Origin of the sequence: Bacillus sp. 204(2023) (assembly GCF_037027505.1) — a bacterium.
GTDB lineage: Bacteria > Bacillota > Bacilli > Bacillales > Bacillaceae > Bacillus > Bacillus subtilis.
The window spans coordinates 224,554-243,237 of sequence record NZ_JAXCHE010000003.1 but is presented as its reverse complement, the minus strand read 5'-3'; the positions used below and the strand labels follow the sequence as shown (position 1 = coordinate 243,237).

18 protein-coding genes are annotated in these 18,684 nt (G+C 44.9%); 7 read left to right on the top strand and 11 right to left on the bottom strand.

Going from position 1 to position 18,684, the window contains the following annotated elements; translation table 11 throughout:
* Positions 1 to 130 precede the first annotated feature (130 nt).
* Together yclK and yclJ are read right to left on the bottom strand one after the other, a co-directional pair.
* Complete coding sequence (gene yclK, locus WA279_RS08440) at positions 131 to 1,552, bottom strand: two-component system sensor histidine kinase YclK (protein WP_336155037.1); 1,422 nt, start codon at positions 1,550 to 1,552, stop codon at positions 131 to 133.
* Positions 1,539 to 2,222: a two-component system response regulator YclJ gene (gene yclJ / locus WA279_RS08435; RefSeq protein WP_003246532.1), complete on the bottom strand. Its 684-nt coding sequence runs from the start codon at positions 2,220 to 2,222 to the stop codon at positions 1,539 to 1,541. The genes yclK and yclJ overlap by 14 nt, the downstream gene beginning before the upstream one ends.
* 212 nt (positions 2,223 to 2,434) lie before the next feature.
* On the opposite strand from yclJ, the gene WA279_RS08430 reads away from it, so the two are divergent.
* Together WA279_RS08430 and WA279_RS08425 are read left to right on the top strand one after the other, a co-directional pair.
* Positions 2,435 to 3,898 (top strand): ABC transporter permease, encoded by a 1,464-nt coding sequence (locus WA279_RS08430; RefSeq protein ID WP_336155035.1) that lies wholly within the window; start codon positions 2,435 to 2,437, stop codon positions 3,896 to 3,898.
* Positions 3,899 to 3,913: 15 nt separating this feature from the next.
* Positions 3,914 to 4,594, top strand: coding sequence for an ABC transporter ATP-binding protein (locus WA279_RS08425; protein WP_336155033.1), 681 nt, complete (start codon positions 3,914 to 3,916; stop codon positions 4,592 to 4,594).
* Positions 4,595 to 4,694: 100 nt separating this feature from the next.
* Here WA279_RS08425 and gerKB read toward each other — a convergent pair whose 3' ends face one another.
* From gerKB to gerKA, 3 genes are read right to left on the bottom strand one after another with little or no spacing between them, the layout of a single operon-like run.
* On the bottom strand, positions 4,695 to 5,819 hold the full coding sequence (gerKB, locus tag WA279_RS08420) for a spore germination protein GerKB (RefSeq protein WP_251187255.1): 1,125 nt from the start codon (positions 5,817 to 5,819) through the stop codon (positions 4,695 to 4,697).
* Positions 5,820 to 5,843: 24 nt separating this feature from the next.
* Positions 5,844 to 7,067: a spore germination protein GerKC gene (gene gerKC, locus WA279_RS08415; RefSeq protein WP_251187256.1), complete on the bottom strand. Its 1,224-nt coding sequence runs from the start codon at positions 7,065 to 7,067 to the stop codon at positions 5,844 to 5,846.
* Positions 7,057 to 8,691 carry a spore germination protein GerKA gene (gerKA, locus tag WA279_RS08410; RefSeq protein ID WP_336155030.1) on the bottom strand — a complete coding sequence of 545 codons (1,635 nt, stop codon included), beginning with the start codon at positions 8,689 to 8,691 and terminating at the stop codon, positions 7,057 to 7,059. Before gerKA ends, gerKC begins: the two co-directional genes overlap by 11 nt.
* A gap of 125 nt (positions 8,692 to 8,816) precedes the next feature.
* Here gerKA and WA279_RS08405 point away from each other — a divergent pair, with 125 nt between their 5' ends.
* Positions 8,817 to 9,038, top strand: a complete 222-nt coding sequence (locus WA279_RS08405) for a hypothetical protein (RefSeq protein WP_088325300.1) — start codon at positions 8,817 to 8,819, stop codon at positions 9,036 to 9,038.
* 14 nt (positions 9,039 to 9,052) lie between these two features.
* Here the strand turns inward: WA279_RS08405 and WA279_RS08400 are convergent, their stop codons facing one another.
* Positions 9,053 to 10,807: a right-handed parallel beta-helix repeat-containing protein gene (locus WA279_RS08400; protein WP_336155028.1), complete on the bottom strand. Its 1,755-nt coding sequence runs from the start codon at positions 10,805 to 10,807 to the stop codon at positions 9,053 to 9,055.
* 279 nt (positions 10,808 to 11,086) lie between these two features.
* On the opposite strand from WA279_RS08400, the gene WA279_RS08395 reads away from it, so the two are divergent.
* Positions 11,087 to 12,565, top strand: coding sequence for a peptide MFS transporter (locus WA279_RS08395; RefSeq protein ID WP_336155027.1), 1,479 nt, complete (start codon positions 11,087 to 11,089; stop codon positions 12,563 to 12,565).
* A gap of 40 nt (positions 12,566 to 12,605) precedes the next feature.
* Here the strand turns inward: WA279_RS08395 and WA279_RS08390 are convergent, their stop codons facing one another.
* The 5 genes from WA279_RS08390 to WA279_RS08370 all read right to left on the bottom strand — a co-directional run bounded on the left by WA279_RS08390 (position 12,606) and on the right by WA279_RS08370 (position 16,108).
* On the bottom strand, positions 12,606 to 13,283 hold the full coding sequence (locus WA279_RS08390; RefSeq protein WP_336155224.1) for an alpha/beta fold hydrolase: 678 nt from the start codon (positions 13,281 to 13,283) through the stop codon (positions 12,606 to 12,608).
* A gap of 81 nt (positions 13,284 to 13,364) precedes the next feature.
* Entirely contained in the window at positions 13,365 to 13,829 is a 465-nt protein-coding gene (locus WA279_RS08385) for a pyridoxamine 5'-phosphate oxidase family protein (RefSeq protein WP_128737504.1), read from the bottom strand.
* Positions 13,826 to 14,053 (bottom strand): phenolic acid decarboxylase subunit BsdD, encoded by a 228-nt coding sequence (bsdD, locus tag WA279_RS08380; RefSeq protein WP_010886405.1) that lies wholly within the window; start codon positions 14,051 to 14,053, stop codon positions 13,826 to 13,828. The genes WA279_RS08385 and bsdD overlap by 4 nt, the downstream gene beginning before the upstream one ends.
* A gap of 16 nt (positions 14,054 to 14,069) precedes the next feature.
* Positions 14,070 to 15,491 carry a phenolic acid decarboxylase BsdC gene (bsdC, locus tag WA279_RS08375; protein ID WP_003234529.1) on the bottom strand — a complete coding sequence of 474 codons (1,422 nt, stop codon included), beginning with the start codon at positions 15,489 to 15,491 and terminating at the stop codon, positions 14,070 to 14,072.
* 2 nt (positions 15,492 to 15,493) lie between these two features.
* On the bottom strand, positions 15,494 to 16,108 hold the full coding sequence (locus WA279_RS08370) for a non-oxidative hydroxyarylic acid decarboxylases subunit B (RefSeq protein WP_014478815.1): 615 nt from the start codon (positions 16,106 to 16,108) through the stop codon (positions 15,494 to 15,496).
* Positions 16,109 to 16,197: 89 nt separating this feature from the next.
* Here WA279_RS08370 and bsdA point away from each other — a divergent pair, with 89 nt between their 5' ends.
* The 3 genes from bsdA (at position 16,198) to tcyB (ending at position 18,683) form a co-directional block, all read left to right on the top strand.
* Positions 16,198 to 17,070, top strand: a complete 873-nt coding sequence (gene bsdA / locus WA279_RS08365; RefSeq protein ID WP_336155024.1) for a transcriptional regulator BsdA — start codon at positions 16,198 to 16,200, stop codon at positions 17,068 to 17,070.
* A 115-nt stretch (positions 17,071 to 17,185) separates the two neighbouring features.
* Positions 17,186 to 17,992, top strand: coding sequence for a cystine ABC transporter substrate-binding lipoprotein TcyA (tcyA, locus tag WA279_RS08360; protein ID WP_336155022.1), 807 nt, complete (start codon positions 17,186 to 17,188; stop codon positions 17,990 to 17,992).
* Positions 17,979 to 18,683, top strand: coding sequence for a cystine ABC transporter permease TcyB (gene tcyB, locus WA279_RS08355; RefSeq protein ID WP_014662754.1), 705 nt, complete (start codon positions 17,979 to 17,981; stop codon positions 18,681 to 18,683). Before tcyA ends, tcyB begins: the two co-directional genes overlap by 14 nt.
* Position 18,684: the final 1 nt, after the last annotated feature.

Sequence of the window (18,684 nt, the reverse complement as noted above, 5' to 3'; positions counted from 1 at the left end):
TCATATTTTATCATGTTTATAGACCGTCCCAACCCGAAAAACACGCAATCTTTGTTTTCGGGAGCACGCAATAAACCGAAACGGTGTATAAAAAAGGCGGCTCCATCAGATGATGCCGCCGCCCTGTATGCTATTGCTGTTTTGCCGTTAAAGGAAGGCGGATGATGAACTTTGTGCCTTTCCCTTCTTCACTCTTGATTTCTACTGAGCCCTGGTGCATTTCAACGAGCTGCCTGACGATCGAGAGACCGAGTCCGTATTCACCGTATGCTGTGTTCGTTCTTGAAATATCTGCTTTATAGAATCGCTCCCAAATATGCTCAATATCCTCTTTTGGAATGCCGATACCCGTGTCTTCAATTTCAATAATCGTCTCTTTATAACCTTCCATTCCCCGCAGCCAAATGTCACCGTTTTGCGTAAATTGGATGCTGTTTTTCGTAATGTTGACGAGAATTTGAATGAACCGGTCATAATCGGCATGTACGATGACGTGATCCTCTACTTGGATCATCAGCTTGTTTTGTTTTTCTTCCGCCTGCTGCTGCAAGTGCTCTTTCACGATTTCAAACACCTCGATCAGAGGAACGTCTAGCTTGTTCAAGGTAATTTGCTGGGATCTGATTTTTTCATAATCCAGATTTTCTTTTACGAGCCGCAGCATGCGCTTCGTTTCCTCACTGATCAGCGAGAAGCATTTATCCTTTTTATCCTCAGGAATCGTATGGCTGTTCAACCCTTCAACCAAACCGTTGATCGTCGTCAGCGGTGTTTTTAATTCATGTGAAACGTCAGCGATAAACTGCCTTCTCCGCTTCTCAAGGCGCTCGATTTCATCCCTTGACTGCTTTAGTTTTTTCGCCATGATATTAAAGTCAGAGGCCAGAACGCCGATTTCGTCCCCGTAGCTGTTTTCCAAATGGATGTCATAATCGCCGGAAGCCACTTTATCTGTCGCTTCTCTCAGCTTTTGAATCCGCTTGACATGGAATTTGGACAGAAGCCAGCTCACGAGAATCGTAATCACAAGCGTGCTGATCACAGCGTAAAACATATAGAGGTTGACCTGATTGACCATCTGTTCAACACCGCTGATCGGAGAAATCAGCAGAACGGCGCCTTTAAATTCGTTCTGAACAAATATAGGCTGCGCCACAAGTGACACTTCATCATCAAAACGGCCATCTGCCCTAATCATGACAGTCTGCCCTTTTTTTAGCTTATTCCATTCTGATTTCTTCAGCTGTTCCCTTGGTGGGTGATGAAAGCCTTCAGGAAGAAAATAAGGCTGCTGCTTTTCATTAAAGATGATAAACTGCGTCTTTCTTGTGCTTAACATGTCCTGATAAGGATAGAGCCTGCGCATGTCCACCTGGCCGGCTTGGAATTCATTTGCAATCTGCACCGCATATGATGTCAATTCCTCTACTTTGTTCTGATAGGCAAATTCCTTCACAAAGTGGGAAAACAGAGAAATGATAATGACAAACGCTAAAATCAAAATGCTGATATGGCTTAGCAGCAGCTGATATAAATATTTAATCTTCATCAAATTTATACCCTACTCCCCACACAGTATACAGGAAAGGCTTGTCCTCGCTGGCAAGCTTTTTCCGCAGCCGTTTGATATGAACGTCAACCGTTCGCTCATCTCCATAAAACTGATAGCCCCATACCTGCTCAAGCAGCTGTTCTCTGGAGAACACCTGCCGCGGATTTTGGACAAGGTAATAAAGCAGATCGAATTCCTTCGGCGTGAGATTTTCTACAGGCTCTCCGTTTAATAATACTTCTCTCGTCTTCTTATTAATGGTAAAGCATTCCGTTTCAATCATATCTTCATCAATAACCGCTTTGCCTGTCGCCTTGTATCTTCTGATGACGGCTTTGATGCGGGCAACCAATGTCAGCGGACTGAACGGCTTTGTGACATAATCATCCGCCCCCATCTCAAACCCGATGACCTGATCTGATTCAGTGTCTTTGGCAGTCAGCATGATAATCGGCACCGTGCTTGTCTCTCTTATTTTTCTGCAGATGGTCACGCCGTCCATAGATGGAAGCATGATATCCAAAATGATCAGATCCCAATTTTCTTCCGTAAAACGCTGGTACCCTTCTAACCCGTCATGAACGAATTCGGCTTCAAAACCTTCTTTAAAAAAGAACATCTCCGTCATCGTACATACACTAACATTATCTTCTATCATTAATATTTTCATTATATCCTCCGGTTGTTTTGATGCTTTTTTATATAATAGCACCATTTTAAATAGAAGGTTTTGCGTTTCACAATTGTTAGTTTTTATTTCATCAACTAGAAATAGATTGTTCATATTTTTTTCATACCTTTGGACTACTATTAATTTATCAGCAAGGGGACGCGCCCCAGAGGCGGTCTTATCCATAAAAATACCAATGCGGAGGAACATAAATGAACTTTATCAAACGGGCCTTTTGGAATATGAAGGCTAAAAAGGGAAAAACGTTATTGCAATTATTTGTGTTTACAGTCATATGTGTCTTTGTTCTATCAGGCCTCACCATCCAGTCGGCAGCACAAAAGTCAAGCGAACTGGCCAGACAGGAACTCGGCGGAAGCGTGACACTTCAGGTTGACCGCCAAAAGCAAATGGAAAAACAGCAGGACAGCGGTGAAAAACGCAGCTTCGAATCTACACCGATCAAAGTGTCTGATGCGAATAAGCTTGCAGCGCTTGATCATGTGAAGAGCTACAATTACACCACATCAGCTTCAGCCAACGCGGGAAACTTTGATGCGATTGAAAGCTCAAGCTCTAGTTCAAGTGATTCCAGCTCAAGCAGTTCAAGCTCAAACGCTAAAAACAGTCAAGGCGGAGGACAAGGCGGACCGCAAATGGTTCAAGCCGATCTTTCTATTGAAGGTGTCATCAGCACAGCGTTAGTCGATGATTTCTCTGACGGAGATTCAAAAATCACAGACGGACGCGCGATTACAAAATCAGATGTCGGCAAAAAAGTAACAGTGATCAACGAAACATTAGCGCAAGAAAATGATTTAAGCGTTGGCGATTCGATCACAATTGAATCAGCAACGGATGAGGATACAACAGTAAAACTGAAGATCGTCGGTATTTATAAAACAACATCTTCAGGTGATGACCAAGCCCAAAATTTCTCTTTCTTAAATCCTTATAACAAGCTTTATACGCCTTACACAGCAACAGCGGCGCTGAAAGGCGACGACTATAAAAATACGGTTGACTCAGCCGTTTACTATATGGACGACGCGAAAAATATGGATGCTTTCGTAAAAGCAGCGAAGAAAACATCAATTGACTTCGATACGTACACACTGAATACAAACGATCAGCTTTACCAGCAAATGGTCGGCCCGATTGAAAATGTAGCTTCTTTCTCTAAAAACGTGGTGTATCTTGTATCAGTGGCCGGCGCCGTCATTCTTGGCCTGATTGTCATGATGTCAATCAGGGAGCGCAAATACGAAATGGGTGTGTTAATGGCTATCGGTGAAAAACGATGGAAATTGATTGGACAGTTCTTGACTGAGATTCTGATTGTGGCCGTTATCGCTATCGGCCTTGCATCTGTGACGGGAAATCTCGTCGCGAATCAGCTTGGAAATCAGCTTTTATCCCAGCAAATCAGTTCATCAACCGATTCAACGCAAACTGCAAGCGGACAAATGCCCGGCGGCGGTGGCATGGGCGGCAAAATGTTCGGCCACAGTTCATCCAACGTGGACGTTATCGATTCACTGAACGTCGCGGTTTCTATGAACGACATGCTTATTCTTGGCGGGATCGGCATCCTAATCGCAATCATTGCAACATTGCTGCCGTCAATTTCAGTCCTGCGGCTTCATCCGAAAACGATATTGACAAAACAGGAATAGAAAGAGGCGGAACCTATGAGCTTATTACAATTTCAACAAGTCGGCTACTGGTATAAAGACAAAAGCCAGCCATTGTTTCAGGATATTAACATCAGCTTTCAAAAAGGAAAATTCTACACAATCGTCGGAACATCAGGGACGGGGAAAACCACTTTCCTGTCTCTGGCAGGCGGACTTGACGCACCAAAAGAAGGAAACATCCTTTACGACGGAAAAGCGGTTTCTAAAATCGGCTTAACCAATTTCAGAAATCAATATGTATCAATCGTCTTTCAGGCGTACAACCTGCTCCCGTATATGACGGCTTTGCAGAACGTCACAACCGCTATGGAAATCACAGGTTCTAATGAAAAGAACAAAGAATCATATGCGCTTGACATGCTGCAGAAGGTTGGCATCAACGAAAAACAAGCCCGGCAAAAAGTGCTCACACTGAGCGGCGGACAGCAGCAGCGGGTATCAATTACAAGGGCTTTCTGCTGTGACACGGATCTTATCGTAGCCGATGAACCGACCGGAAACCTTGATGAGGACACATCAAAAGAAATTGTACGCCTCTTTCAAGATCTGGCGCACAAGGAAAATAAATGCGTCATTATGGTGACGCACGATGAACAAATTGCAAAAGTATCCGACATTAATATCAGACTTTCAAGAGGAAGCTTTACTGTGAAGGAAAACATCGCAGTCGTATAACAAAACGCGCCTCTGTCAGTGCAGACAGGGGCGCACCTAAATCCCCCTTTTATATAGAAGTGAACATAAAAAGAGCGGCGGCTGCATCCCCCCGCTCTTTTTATCGTTTTTTTGCTTCCGCCCCTTTTGACTTCTCTCTTCGTTTCTTTTTCCAAACAGCCACAATAAACAGAAAGAGCGGAAACAATAATTGAAAAGGCAAATGAATATACAGCGGCACCACTTTCAAGCCTTCGTTCAAGTGCTCTGAAAAGTTAGTCGCGATCGTTATAGAAAGGATTAAGATGCCCAATCCCATCGGATAAGCCAATTGAGAGGGGTTCTTTTCCTTAAAGAGCGTAGATGTCCCAACCACAGTGGCATATAAGTAGAGGCTAACCTTAAAGAAGCCGCCGATGATCAGCGCCAGCATAAAAAAGACATCGAGCCGGTCTAAAAATTCTTCGACCTTGATTGTCTGAATCGTACTTAAAAGCGGGAACTGGGATCTGAGTGTAAGATCAACATCAAGCACGCTGATATTAATCGCCACGGTGAGCGCCACAACCAATCCGCTAATAGCCATGGCGATCATCCCCACTTTTTTCACATCTTTTCTGTCATTCAGGTTAGGGAAAATCATCACAAATAAAACGACTTCGCCAAACGGAACGTACATGGTCTGAGTGAAAACAGAGTAAAGGACAGGAGAAATGCCGTCTGCCAAAACCGGTTTTAAGTTATGCGGGTCTATAGAACCTGAGACAACAATCAGCAAGAGGCCGATTGCGCCCAGTAAATACATGGCTCCGAAAAGCAGCTCAGCCGCGCGGGCGAGCACTTCGATTCCTTTTCTTACGGCGTATATGCTAACTACCACTAACAAACCATTTACAATAATGATAGGTGTATCATGATAAGCAAATGTCAGCAGCATTTCTCCAAAGTCACGCAGGACCCTTGCGGCAATATAGGCAAAGTACAAGATATAGAGAAATGAAAACAGCCAGCTCAGCTTGGTTCCCAGCATATCATCCATATATTCTTTCGGAGAAGAATTGGGGTAACATTGATAAATTCCTTGATACAAATAGAAAAGAAACAAACCGGCCGCACACCCCAACAGAACTGCGATCCAAGCATCCCTGCCCGCCATTGATCCGGGTGTAATCAATAAGGAGCTGCCCAGCTCAAAAATGATAATCATGACAAACAGCTGCCTTATGCTTATTCTGGCTTTTTCCATCTGTCACTTCCCCTTTCTTCAGACCTAATCATCTTTAAACTGGTGTTTGATCGGATTGTTCCGCAATCCCGTCCTTCTGATATACGTCTCGGCCTTCACATCGATGGGCAGTTCGGGCAAATATTCTTTGTCCCATGTGTCCTTCATTTTCTCCCACTGCTCCGGATACTTTCTATATATCGTGTCACCAAAACCGACAAAATCTATCTTATTCTTCTTGATTTTTTTCACAGTATGGCTGATTTCCTTTTCAAGCTCTTTGTTGAGCGCTTTTTCAATAGCGGCCAGCACCTTCGGATTAGACAATTGGAAAGGGTATTTGACAGCATCTATAATTCCTTCAACCGTCACTTTCACATGGATGTGCGGACGTCCGTTCCGCATATCAGGTACCAGCTTTGTATCTTGATGGGTAACCTGCAAGCTGACCGCATCTTTCGTCTTGCCCCAATCAGCATTAATAAACGTATGCTGGACCTTATTCATAAGCCAGACTGCCCCCACGCTTTCATCATCTTCAATCCAATACTTTAAATACCCAGCCTTATCAAAAACCGCCAAGCCGTCTGCCTGAAGAATGGCTTTCGGGTCAGTTGCCTGCGTGTTTTCCATGCTGACTCCTTTTTTATCATCGCCAATCATCAAATAACCCGGAATAATCGGTGCCCTTGTGTCGCTGGCAAGTGTTTTCAAAACGTCCTGAATATTGGTTTTGACCACTCGACCGTATTGCGCTTCCGTGAAATCGAGGGTTTTATTGACTTTGTTTGACGGAATTTTATCAATAGGCGTCAGGATTTTCACGATATTTTCTGCTTTTGTTTTATGGGCAACGACGAAGGTCGCCGTTGTCCTGAATTCCGTGTCCCGGTCAAGATTGTCTAATACAAAATCCAGCCCTTCCTCTTTCGCCAGCTTTTCGCTGATTACGACCAGGTTGGTATGGGCAAAATAAAGCCGCCGCGATACCTTCATAGAGGCTTTTCTGAGTGCTTCCGTCAAATTGTCGCCTTCAATTGAATAGACAGATACAGGCGGCCTGTCCCCAGCACCGCCTCCCTGAAGCCCGCCGGCGACATTTCCAGGATTGATAATTTGAAGATGCAGCACGTAGTTGCCTTCGTTTGTCCGATCGATGCCAATCGCCGAGATAATCGCAAGATCTGTCAGTTCCCGCTTATCCCAGCAGCCGGGCAGCACAATGACGCTCAAAAGCATGAGAACGGCTAATAGACATTTACGTACCATTCTGATCCCCTTCTTCCAAGTCTTTGTTCACCATTCCTCGTGAAGCGGCCGGCTCTGGGCGTTGATCCTTCCCCTGCCGCACCTTATCTTCCTTACTGATCGATTCCGGCCTTTTTTCATCAGCCCACCACGGAATTCGGAAAAGCGCGTCCTTTACACCTTGTGAAGAAAAGGGTGCAAGCGGCGACATATATGGAACGCCGAATGAACGAAGACTGCATAAGTGGACAAACATCATAATGATCCCTAAAATCAGCCCGTAAAAACCCATAACAGCTGAGGCAATAATAAAGATAAACCGAATAAGCCGGGCTGAAATCGCCATTGCAAACGCCGGTGTTGCGAAGCTCGCAATCGCGGTGAGTGCCACGATAATCACCATTGCCGGAGAGACGATACCAGCCTGTACGGCAGCCTGGCCGATTACGAGCGCGCCTACGATTGACACTGCCGAGCCGACAACCCGGGGCAGCCTGACTCCCGCTTCCCTCAGAATCTCAAAAGCAACCTCCATCGTCAGCGCCTCCACAACAGCCGGAAACGGGACAATTTCCCGCTGGGCCGCAATGACCACTAACAGCTGAGTCGGTATCATTTCTTGATGAAACGTCGTGGCTGCCACGTATACAGCTGGTGCTACAAGCGAAATGAAAAAGACTAGAACACGAAGAATCCGTATGCTTGTCGCAATGTCAAAACGCGAATAATAATCCTCAACAGACTGAAAAAATTGAACAAATAAGGCCGGGGCAATAAGCACAAACGGTGTTCCGTCCACAATAATCGCGAATCTTCCTTCTAACAGATTCCCCGCTACAACATCAGGGCGTTCTGTATGATACATGGTCGGAAATGTCGTAAAGGTTTCATCTTCAATAAGCTGCTCAATATATCCAGATTCCAAAATACTGTCAATATCTATTTTTTCCAGGCGCTGTTTCACTTCCTTCAGCACCTTTTCATCACATATTCCTTGAATGTACATGAGAGCGATATCCGTATTCGTAACAGAACCTTTTTTCATTTTTTCAACCCATAAATTCGGATTTTTAATGTATCGCCGGATCATGGAAATATTGGTTTGCAGAGACTCTGTAAACCCTTGGCGCGGGCCGCGGAATGATACCTGGGTGCTCGGCTCTTGGATGGAGCGCTGCTCTCCCCCTTGAGTGCTGCAAATCAGCGCTTCGTCATAGCCATCGGCAAAAACGAGCGCATTGCCAAGCATTAACTCGGAAAAAAGCTTGTCCCAGCTCTTTTCCGCTTTCACTCCGCCCAGCGGGAGCGTTTTTTCAAGAATTTGCTGGATCGCATGGGAATTCTGGATAGACTCATCCTGTACCAAAGGATCGATTAACGACTCATGGATTGTGTTATTATCGACCAATCCTGCAATATAAATAACAGCCAGATGGACATGATCCTGCTCCCCGATTTTAATCTCGCGAATGATGACGTCAGAGCTGCTTCCGACTTCCTTTTTCGTTTCCGCTATATTCTTTGCCAAACTTGGAGAAATGAGAACCGGCCTTTCTTTTTCTTGCTGCTGTTCCTGATTCCTTTCGTCTGTATTCTGCTTGTCTTTTGAATCGGTATTGTTCTTTCGCTTAGAAAATAAAGGCATACACAAATACCTTTCCTTGTCGTTTTCTCATATTCTTCCTTTTAAAATTGAGATTATGCATTATGTTTAGATGCGGTATAACTTCTCCGCCAACGATAGACACTAAAAGCGGAGGATGATGAAGCATGAAGATATTGGGCGTGACAGGAGTCATATTAATTTGTTTATTAGCTATTTCTGTATTGATGGACATGCTTCAAGGGTTCAGTTTAACAAAAGCCATTTATAACAATATGTCCAGCTTTAAGATGACAACATTTGCGGAATGGGTCGTGATTTTATTTTTTGTGTTAGTACTTGTGAGAGAAATGTACGTGATCTATAAATCGAAAAAAAAGAACCCCTAGAGGGGGCGCTTTTTTCAGACGATAATATTGCCGTCTATTGTATCACTGCTGTGTTTGTTGATAGTCCCTTTAAAAATGCGGTTGCCGATGATTTTGGAATTGGTTGACGTGTTTGTTTGAATAGCTGTCGCAGTGCCCACAGAGAGGTTATTGATGGTGTTTCCTGAGATGATAGAACCCGCAGAGCCATTGAGATAAATCACAATCGGATTCCCGGCTGTTCTGTTGACTGAAATGGTATTATCAAAAATCTCATGCACACCGGCGCTGATATAGATGGTGACCAAAAGCGGAGATCTCTCTAAGTGGTTGCCGATAATTGAGGTTTTTGCACTTGTGGAGCAGTAGATGGGGTAATTTTTAAACTCTTTAAATGTATTGTTTTTGATGATAGCGCCGGCATTGTTTGTAACGGAAACAGAATATGATTCCGGCACTGCTTCAAACGCGTCAGGATTCAGTGTATTCCCTTCAATCACCGCGTCCCCTTGAGCAATCCAAATGCCCCGGCTGAATTTTCTCAGGAGATTATCTTTAATGATCATGTTTCCGCCCGAAACGCTCACACCGTCAACGACTTGAATGAGACAGTTATTCAGAAAAGCGATGTCATCTGATAGCACTGCGCGAAGACCGATGCTGCGCCTTGTTTCAGACAGTCCGTTTTGAATTTGGTTTCCGTCTACCTTTACGTCGGAAGACTGATAAACCAATATCCCTGTGTTTTCAAAGTTGCTGATTTTGTTGTTCGTCACAAGAACGCTCTTTCCCCTGACATCAATTCCAGTTGAAAATCCGGTAATGAGGTTGCCAGCGATCACTGCATCACTGGTCTCTTTTCCTTGTGATACACCGAGTCCGGTTATCCCGACTCTTGGCGCAGCCGCCGCGTCTTCAGGGCGCCTCAGTATATTTCCCTTGATCACTGTTTGCGTCCCATATCCGTAGCTGATTGTATTGTCTGAGTGATTTCCTTCTATTAAAATGCCATACCCGTTAAAATTGGTCACAGAACTTGAAACGTTTCCAACAAAGTGGTTATTGCGAATTGATACATTAATCGGTTCCTCATAATCAACATCACCTTCGCCATATCCTTCAATGTCAATTCCGAATTTCGGCGCTGTTCCATTCCCCGTTCCGGCATCTTCAATCAAGCATTCCTCCACCGTGACCATGTCACATCCGGTAATGGAAATGTTATTTCTCCTCGACCGCCGAACCTCACAGCGGCGGATGATAATTTGCTCTGACGTTCGATAATCTTGATTGGTCTTTAATCCCCTTGGGCTGACTATGATCCCATCGCCGGTAAAATCGGATATTTTCACATCATCAATGACAACATTCGAGCATCCTTCAATACATATGCCAAAGCCCCATTCATGGGTTGACCTTATCCCTGCCGAGGCATACGTATGCTCATCCCGTTCGCCGATAATTTGTCCCCCGGAAATGGTTATATTCTCTTGCTTGCCTACATAAAATGCGGAATAACCCCACGAACTATTCGGTATCACTTTCATGATACATTCGGGGTCCATCATAATCTCAAGGTTGCCGGGAACAATGATCCCCGCGTTACGAAACCTCTGATTAAGATCTCCGCCAAGCGTTGCGTCTATTAAATATGTTCCCTTTGGAAACCAGACAGTATGATAGCCTTTCGAAACAGCTGTACTGAGGCACTGATTAATCCGTTCTGTCGAATCCGTTTTACCATCTCCAGGAACACCGAAATCCGCTGCATTTAATATGAATTCAGCCAATTGCGAGCCTCCTTCTCTATGATTACTATCATGTTACTCACAAAGGCCCGATCTGCTTGTACATTTCTCTAAAATTTTATTAAAAAAATATAAAGGAAGAGTTGTGTAAGAAAATCTCACGATAAAAAGTTTAAAAATCAGGAGGAAATCACTATTTTTAGGTATTTATAATTTTTCCAATATGGAACTATTTGAAATGAGTATAAATTATATTGACACAAGTATTATATAAGAATATGATTTTTATAATACACTTTTTTTAGAAAGGGTTTGGCTGACATGGCTTCGATTGATAACGAAAGTATCATTAAAAGCGTCCCGCAAAAAGGGTTCTTTGGTCACCCGCGAGGACTATTTACACTATTTTTCACCGAATTTTGGGAGCGTTTCTCTTACTATGGAATGAGAGCAATCTTACTTTACTATTTGTATACAGAGACGGTAAACGGAGGGCTCGGCTTTGACAAGGGCACTGCGGTTGCCATTATGTCGATTTACGGATCACTCGTATACATGTCCACCATTATTGGCGGATGGCTCGCTGACCGGGTATTCGGTACCGCAAACACCGTGTTTTACGGCGGCATATTCATTATGTTCGGCCACATTGCACTCGCCTATCCGGGCAGTTCGATCGCATTCTATATCAGTATGGTGCTTATCATTGTCGGAACAGGCTTATTAAAACCAAACGTTTCAAGCGTGGTTGGGGATCTTTACACGAAAGAAGACCCGCGCCGCGACTCAGGTTTCAGTATTTTCTACATGGGGATTAACCTCGGTGGTTTACTTGCGCCGTTAATTGTCGGAACACTCGGACAGAAGTACAACTATCATCTCGGCTTCGGAGCTGCCGCGGTCGGAATGCTTCTCGGACTTATCGTTTTTGCTTTGACAAGAAAGAAAAACCTCGGGCTTGCAGGTTCCAATGTGCCGAATCCGCTGTCTAAAAAATCTGCGATTGGCACCGGAATCGGTGTTATCATCGTGGCGATCGCAGTGATTATCTCTGTACAAACAGGCGTGCTGACGATCAAGCGTTTCATCGACCTTGTAAGTATTCTCGGTATTTTGATTCCTGTTATTTATTTCATCATCATGTTTACAAGCAAAAAAGCGGACAAAACAGAAAAATCCCGTCTTGCCGCTTACGTTCCTTTGTTTATCGGTGCTGTCATGTTCTGGGCCATTCAGGAACAGGGAGCGACCATTCTTGCGGTATACGCTGATGAACGCATAAGACTTTCATTGGGCGGATTCGAACTTCAGTCATCTTGGTTCCAATCATTAAATCCATTGTTTGTCGTCATTTTTGCGCCAATATTCGCATGGCTCTGGATGAAGCTTGGCAAACGCCAGCCGTCTACACCAGTTAAATTCTCAATCGGAATTATTTTAGCCGGATTGTCATTTATCATTATGGTATTCCCTGCTATGCAAGGAAAAGAAGCACTCGTAAGCCCGCTTTGGCTCGTTCTCAGCTTCCTGCTTGTCGTGCTTGGAGAGCTGTGCCTGTCTCCAGTCGGTTTATCCGTGACAACGAAACTGGCACCAGCTGCCTTCTCTGCACAGACAATGAGTATGTGGTTTCTGACGAACGCAGCAGCCCAAGCGATCAATGCCCAAGTAGCCGAATTGTTTGATAAAATTCCTGAAACAATGTACTTCGGCACCATCGGTTTGATTTCTATCGTTCTTGGCGGCATTCTCCTGCTACTCTCGCCGATGATCAAACGCGCGATGAAAGGGGTCTTATAATCAGAAACAGCCCGCGGATTTTGATCTGCGGGCTGTTTTTTTATTGATCCAGCCATTTGCTGAAGCTTTGATCAAAGGCTTCCGGTTCTTCCAGCATCGGCTGATGGCCGCTCCTTTCAAAAATAACCTTATCCACATGGGGATATAAACCGTCAACTGCATCCCATAAGGCAGCTGCATGCGGCCGCTCTTGATAAAAGCTTTTTGCTTCAGCGCGAATACACATGTGCACAAAGCGCCTTTCAGGATCTTTTTCGATGTCCTGTGGCAAATTCGCGATGTCTTTTTCAAAGCGCTTCTTTCTCTCAAGACTGGCTGTTCCCATGAAAAATGATTCACTTTTTCGCTGTCTTTCTTCACTGTTATCAGGCGCAGTATTGAAGAGCGCCACCTTCCGAACTTGTTTGGGATATGTCCTGGCATACTCTAAAGCCATAAAAGCGTGCCCGGAATGTCCCAGGATAGTAACATCCTTAAGCTGAAGAAATGTTCTCATCCTTTCGATATCAGCCAAGACGGCATCAAGCCTCGAATCCTCCGCACGAAGCTCCCGCTTAGGCTTAGCAAATCCCCTATGGTCGACAAAGACCCATTGATATTTCTGTTTGATATCTGAGGAAAAAAGGCGCGGGTAGTAAACCGCACTCCCGATCACAAGGATGGGTGCGCCCTCGCCCTCAATTCGATAAGCTAAATCAAAGCCGTCCGAGTGACAGATCCCCGCACGTTTCCATTTCTCACACCCCCTTTGTTTTCATTATATAAAAAAAGCCTGACGCATGGCGTCAGGCTATCGATATTACCGCTTTAAATCTTCCAGGGTCTTTTCCCATCTGCTCAGCACCTCTTCAGCGCTGTGAAGCTGTATACGGACACCTGAAGTCAAATCAGCGTATTTCGCAACGTCCTCCTTCACTGAAACGATGCGGCAGGAAAAACGGTCTCTATCATATTCAGCATCTTTCAAAGGCGGTAAAGGCGCGCATTCAAGCTTTACATAATAGGCCGCTCCCTTCCACCACGCCGTGAACTGTGCTTTTCCTGTACGAAGGATGTTGGCCGAAGTCATTGTGTTTTTCCACAGAGCGATTCGGATATCAGTTCGGCTCAGCGCGATGATTTCACCTGCACTGATCATAGCGGCATGCGGCCAGCCATCCTCTGATACTGTTTGCAGAACGAAGGCCTCATGCTGCTTCTCATTCAGGCAGCTCCCGTCAAGCAGTTCAAAGAGACGGTCTGACATACAGTTCACGCGGATCAAGCCTTTCGTTCCGGCACCGCCGGAACTTCAATTGCTGTTTCTGTTTCCTTTGGGTCAATTTTAAACGCTGGATTGTATTTTTCGGGATTTGTAATGCTTTCCGGTTCACAGGATCTCCATGTAAAAAAGCATGTTTGGCACTGATAAACTTCCCATGCGCCTTCTACAGGCGATTTGCTCATGACTTCTCCCTTTTTTGAGTCGCATCGAGGACATGTATGCATTTCGAACATCCTTTCCTTATTTATTCATTAAGTCCATTAGTTTTTGTTCCCATTCTTTCGTTGTTAGCGGAGAATCAAGCGGCTGTGAATAATGGCCTCTTGTTTCCGGCGCAACCGGTGTAGTGGCGTCGAGAATCATTTTGTGAGTGATTCCTGATGGATTGGATCCCGGATCAAGCGGCAGGACAGATAAGTCCGGAATGATGACCGCATCGTGTTTCGGATGCATTTTGGTCGAAAGCGCCCACATGACCTGCGGAAGGTTGAATGGATCGACATCCTCATCAACGACAATGACCATTTTGCAGTAGCCGAGTCCGTGCGGCGTTGTGAGTGCGCGCATGCCGACCGCTTTCGCAAATCCGCCATAGCGGGTTTTTGTGGAAACAATCGCGATTAAACCGTGTGTGTACATGGCGTTCACTGCCACAATTTCGTTCGGATACGCTTCTTTTAACTGCTGATAAAGCGGCACGCATGTGTTAATGCCGATCATGTAATCGCATTCTGTCCAAGGCATGCCTAAGTATAAATGTTCAAAGATCGGATTGTTTCTGTGATAGACGCGTTTAATTTTGATAATCGGCATGCTGCGTCCGCCGGAATAATGGCCTGTGAATTCGCCGAACGGCCCTTCATATTCGCGCTCTCCGGCAATAATCTCACCTTCAAGCACCACTTCAGCGCCCCACGGAACATCAAGATCAGACAGCTTGGATTTGACGATGCGATATGGTTCGCCTTGAATCGCACCTGCCATTTCGTATTCTGATTGATCATAGAGAAGCGGAGTCGATGCCGCCGTTGTAATGACCGGCTCGCAGCCAAGCGCAATGGTGACCGGAAGATTGATGCCGCGTTCTTCAGCTTGGCGCAGATGGATTGCAATATCGTGCTGCGGGACAGGCTGAATGCCAAGGCGGTCTTTTCCTTTGACCTGCATTCTGTAAATGCCGACATTTTGTTTGCCGAAGTTGTCAGGGTCCTCTAGATCACGAGAAATAACACACGCTTTGTCTAGATAGTAGCCTCCGTCTCCTTGGTTTATTCTGAAAAGAGGCAGTATATCGAACAAATTGATATCTTCTGTGATTTCATTTTCATGAAATGGCGCTGTTTCCTCACGTTTGACCGGCATCGGAAATTGGTCATAACGCTTTGCGAATTCAAAAAACTGTTCTTTTACCGGCGTGTCTTTTGGCATGCCCAGCATCATCGCATGGTTTGGCCAAGAGCCGATGACATTCATCGCAATTCGCGCGTTATGATAGCCATAAATGTTGTTAAATAAGAGCGCGGGGCTTTTATCGCCAAGATTGCTGGCTGCCCGTGCGGCGGCCCCTAAATCCGGTTCCGGCTTTACCTCTTCATTCACTGTAAGCAGCTGTCCTTCTTTTTCAAGGGCAGCGAGAAATTCTCTGAAATCTTGATAAGCCATGATCAAGCTCCTCCTTTTTGTTTTTCAATCCCATTCCAGCGCTTCGCTTCAGGAAGCCGAATGCCGAATTGGTCCAACGTTCTGAATACAATATGGTCAACCATTTCCTCTAAGCTGCTCGGCTGATTATAAAATGCCGGCATCGGAGGAAGAATGATGGTGCCCATTTTCGTAAGCGCTAGCATATTTTCGAGATGAATCTGGTTCAAAGGCGTCTCTCTCGTTAAGAGAACGAGTTTTTTTCTCTCCTTGAGCATGACATCCGCCGCACGTGTCAGCAGATTATCCGCCATGCCGGTGCGAATGCTTGCGAGAGATTTCATGCTGCACGGCGCAACAATCATTCCATCGGTATCAAACGACCCGCTTGAAATGGCTGCCGCCTGATCCTTATGTGAGTAAGTGTATGTGGCCAGTTGTTCTACTTCTTGTAAGGTATAGCCTGTTTCATGTTTGATCGTGACGTTTGCCCAAGGAGACACAACGAGATGGGTTTCCACTCCGGCGGCCTTCAGCCACTGTAGCAGCCTGACCCCGAAAATGGCCCCTGTTGCCCCTGTCATTCCGACAACGAGTTTCACTTTGCCCCCTCCTTTACGCTTGAATTCTGCTTTCATTTCAATCATACTCCTGATATATCCATATGAAAAATATCTATTAAATCTATATTTAATACCTAAAAGGTATGAAAAGGAGGCGCTTTCTTTTGGATATTCGCCAGCTTCGATACTTCATTACCATTGCCCAAGAACAGAAAATTACGTCCGCAGCCAAAAAGCTTCACATGGCGCAGCCGCCTTTAAGCAGGCAGCTCAAACAGCTGGAGGACGAACTTGGTGTTGTTCTGTTTGACCGGAACAAGAAAAAACAAATGACTCTTACATATGAAGGAGCTGTTTTTCTAAAAAGAGCAAAAGAGATTCTGCATAGGTTTGAAGATGCAGTCATTGAGGTACAGGAGCTGAAGGAGGAAGTAGCCGGCACACTTGCCGTGGGATCAACGATTTATTGCGCGGCTCTGATGCTTGAAAAAGTAACACAGATCAAAGAGAGATACCCCCTTCTCACCTTTAATATTTGGGAAAATGAACCCACGACACTGTTGGAACTGCTGGAAAGCCGGCAAATCGATGCGGCGGTCACGACAACACTGATCAAAAGTGACACGGTACAATTCAAGCAGCTTGATGACATTCCATGTGTGCTCGTGCTTTCAGATGAAGCCGGATATCCGTGCGGAGACACCATTAAGATGGAGGACATTCCTTCATTTCCGCTGATCCTGCTGAGGCCTGTCAACGGAAAAGGCGTCTATAATCAGGTCATGAATGAATTTCATCGTTTGAACCTGGAGCCGCGCATTGTTTGTGAATGCCACGACTCTGCAACTTTGCTCAGCCTCGTGTCATCCGGATTCGGCGCGTCTATTTTGCCTGTCACAATGATTCCCGTTCATATGAGAAATCACGTTCACACCGTTCATATCGAAAATAATCCCTTCATTATGACACCGGCTGTCATGTGGAGAACGGACAGTTATTTGCCTAAACCGGCACAGCAATTTTTGGATTTATTTTAAAAGATTTTGCCTTATGAAAACCAATTACTTGACTCATACTAAAAAAAAGTTATCCTTTAGATTTGTAAGCTATTTTTTTATTTCAATAAAATCAACCAGAAAAGTGGGGAATAAGATGAAAAAAGCATTATTGGCTTTATTCATGGTCGTAAGTATTGCAGCTCTTGCAGCTTGCGGAGCAGGAAATGACAATCAGTCAAAAGATAATGCCAAAGATGGCGATCTTTGGGCTTCAATTAAGAAAAAAGGTGTGCTCACAGTCGGAACGGAAGGAACATATGAGCCGTTCACTTACCACGACAAAGACACTGATAAACTGACTGGCTATGATGTCGAAGTTATCACAGAAGTCGCAAAACGCCTCGGGCTTAAAGCCGATTTTAAAGAAACACAATGGGACAGCATGTTTGCCGGCCTGAATTCCAAACGGTTTGACGTCATTGCCAACCAAGTCGGAAAAACAGACCGTGAAAACAAGTATGATTTCTCAGATAAATACACAACATCAAGAGCCGTTGTCGTGACGAAAACAGACAACAACGATATTAAGTCTGAAGCAGATGTAAAAGGAAAAACATCAGCTCAATCACTGACAAGCAACTACAACAAATTAGCTACAAATGCCGGCGCGAAAGTAGAAGGCGTTGAGGGCATGGCACAGGCTCTTCAATTGATCCAGCAAGGCCGCGTTGATATGACTTACAACGATAAGCTTGCCGTATTGAACTACCTGAAAACATCCGGCAACAAAAACGTGAAAATCGCGTTTGAAACAGGCGATCCGCAGTCAACCTATTTCACGTTCCGTAAAGGAAGCGGCGAGGTTGTTGATCAAGTCAACAAAGCATTAAAAGAAATGAAAGAGGACGGGACTCTTTCTAAAATCTCTAAAAAATGGTTCGGCGAAGATGTTTCTAAATAATCTGCCGGCATTGACGCTTGGCACGGCGATCCCGTGGGATCTGGTGCAGCAGTCATTCTGGCCGATACTTTCAGGGGGAATCTATTATACGATTCCCCTTACGATTCTTTCCTTTATATTTGGAATGATCCTGGCGCTGATTACGGCGCTTGCCAGAATGTCGAAAGTGAGACCTTTGAGATGGGTGTTCAGCGTATACGTATCTGCAATACGCGGCACTCCTCTTCTCGTTCAATTGTTCATCATTTTCTATCTGTTCCCAGCCTTTAACATCACATTAGATCCATTTCCAAGCGCAGTTATTGCCTTTTCATTAAACGTCGGCGCCTATGCATCTGAAATCATACGGGCATCCATTTTATCCGTGCCGAAAGGGCAATGGGAAGCCGGATACACGATCGGCATGACACATCAGAAAACACTGTTCCGCGTCATTTTGCCGCAGGCGTTTCGTGTGTCGATCCCGCCATTATCCAATACCTTTATCAGCCTGATTAAAGATACATCCCTCGCCTCTCAAATTCTGGTCGCTGAGCTGTTCAGAAAAGCCCAGGAAATCGGCGCGCGGAATCTTGATCAAATTTTAGTGATCTATATTGAAGCAGCCTTTATTTATTGGATTATCTGCTTCCTGCTCTCACTCGTCCAGCATGTCATCGAACGGCGTCTTGACCGCTACGTGGCCAAATAAG

Bases quoted from the DNA above. Each gene is read 5' to 3' on its own strand.
- bsdD (WP_010886405.1), bottom strand. From the start codon at position 14,053: ATGCATACATGTCCTCGATGCGACTCAAAAAAGGGAGAAGTCATGAGC.
- gerKA (WP_336155030.1), bottom strand. From the start codon at position 8,691: ATGCCTTTATTTTCTAAGCGAAAGAACAATACCGATTCAAAAGACAAG.
- WA279_RS08370 (WP_014478815.1), bottom strand. From the start codon at position 16,108: ATGAAAGCAGAATTCAAGCGTAAAGGAGGGGGCAAAGTGAAACTCGTT.
- gerKB (WP_251187255.1), bottom strand. From the start codon at position 5,819: ATGGAAAAAGCCAGAATAAGCATAAGGCAGCTGTTTGTCATGATTATC.
- WA279_RS08425 (WP_336155033.1), top strand. From the start codon at position 3,914: ATGAGCTTATTACAATTTCAACAAGTCGGCTACTGGTATAAAGACAAA.
- tcyB (WP_014662754.1), top strand. From the start codon at position 17,979: ATGTTTCTAAATAATCTGCCGGCATTGACGCTTGGCACGGCGATCCCG.
- WA279_RS08405 (WP_088325300.1), top strand. From the start codon at position 8,817: ATGAAGATATTGGGCGTGACAGGAGTCATATTAATTTGTTTATTAGCT.
- WA279_RS08430 (WP_336155035.1), top strand. From the start codon at position 2,435: ATGAACTTTATCAAACGGGCCTTTTGGAATATGAAGGCTAAAAAGGGA.
- bsdC (WP_003234529.1), bottom strand. From the start codon at position 15,491: ATGGCTTATCAAGATTTCAGAGAATTTCTCGCTGCCCTTGAAAAAGAA.
- WA279_RS08395 (WP_336155027.1), top strand. From the start codon at position 11,087: ATGGCTTCGATTGATAACGAAAGTATCATTAAAAGCGTCCCGCAAAAA.
- gerKC (WP_251187256.1), bottom strand. From the start codon at position 7,067: ATGGTACGTAAATGTCTATTAGCCGTTCTCATGCTTTTGAGCGTCATT.
- yclJ (WP_003246532.1), bottom strand. From the start codon at position 2,222: ATGAAAATATTAATGATAGAAGATAATGTTAGTGTATGTACGATGACG.
- tcyA (WP_336155022.1), top strand. From the start codon at position 17,186: ATGAAAAAAGCATTATTGGCTTTATTCATGGTCGTAAGTATTGCAGCT.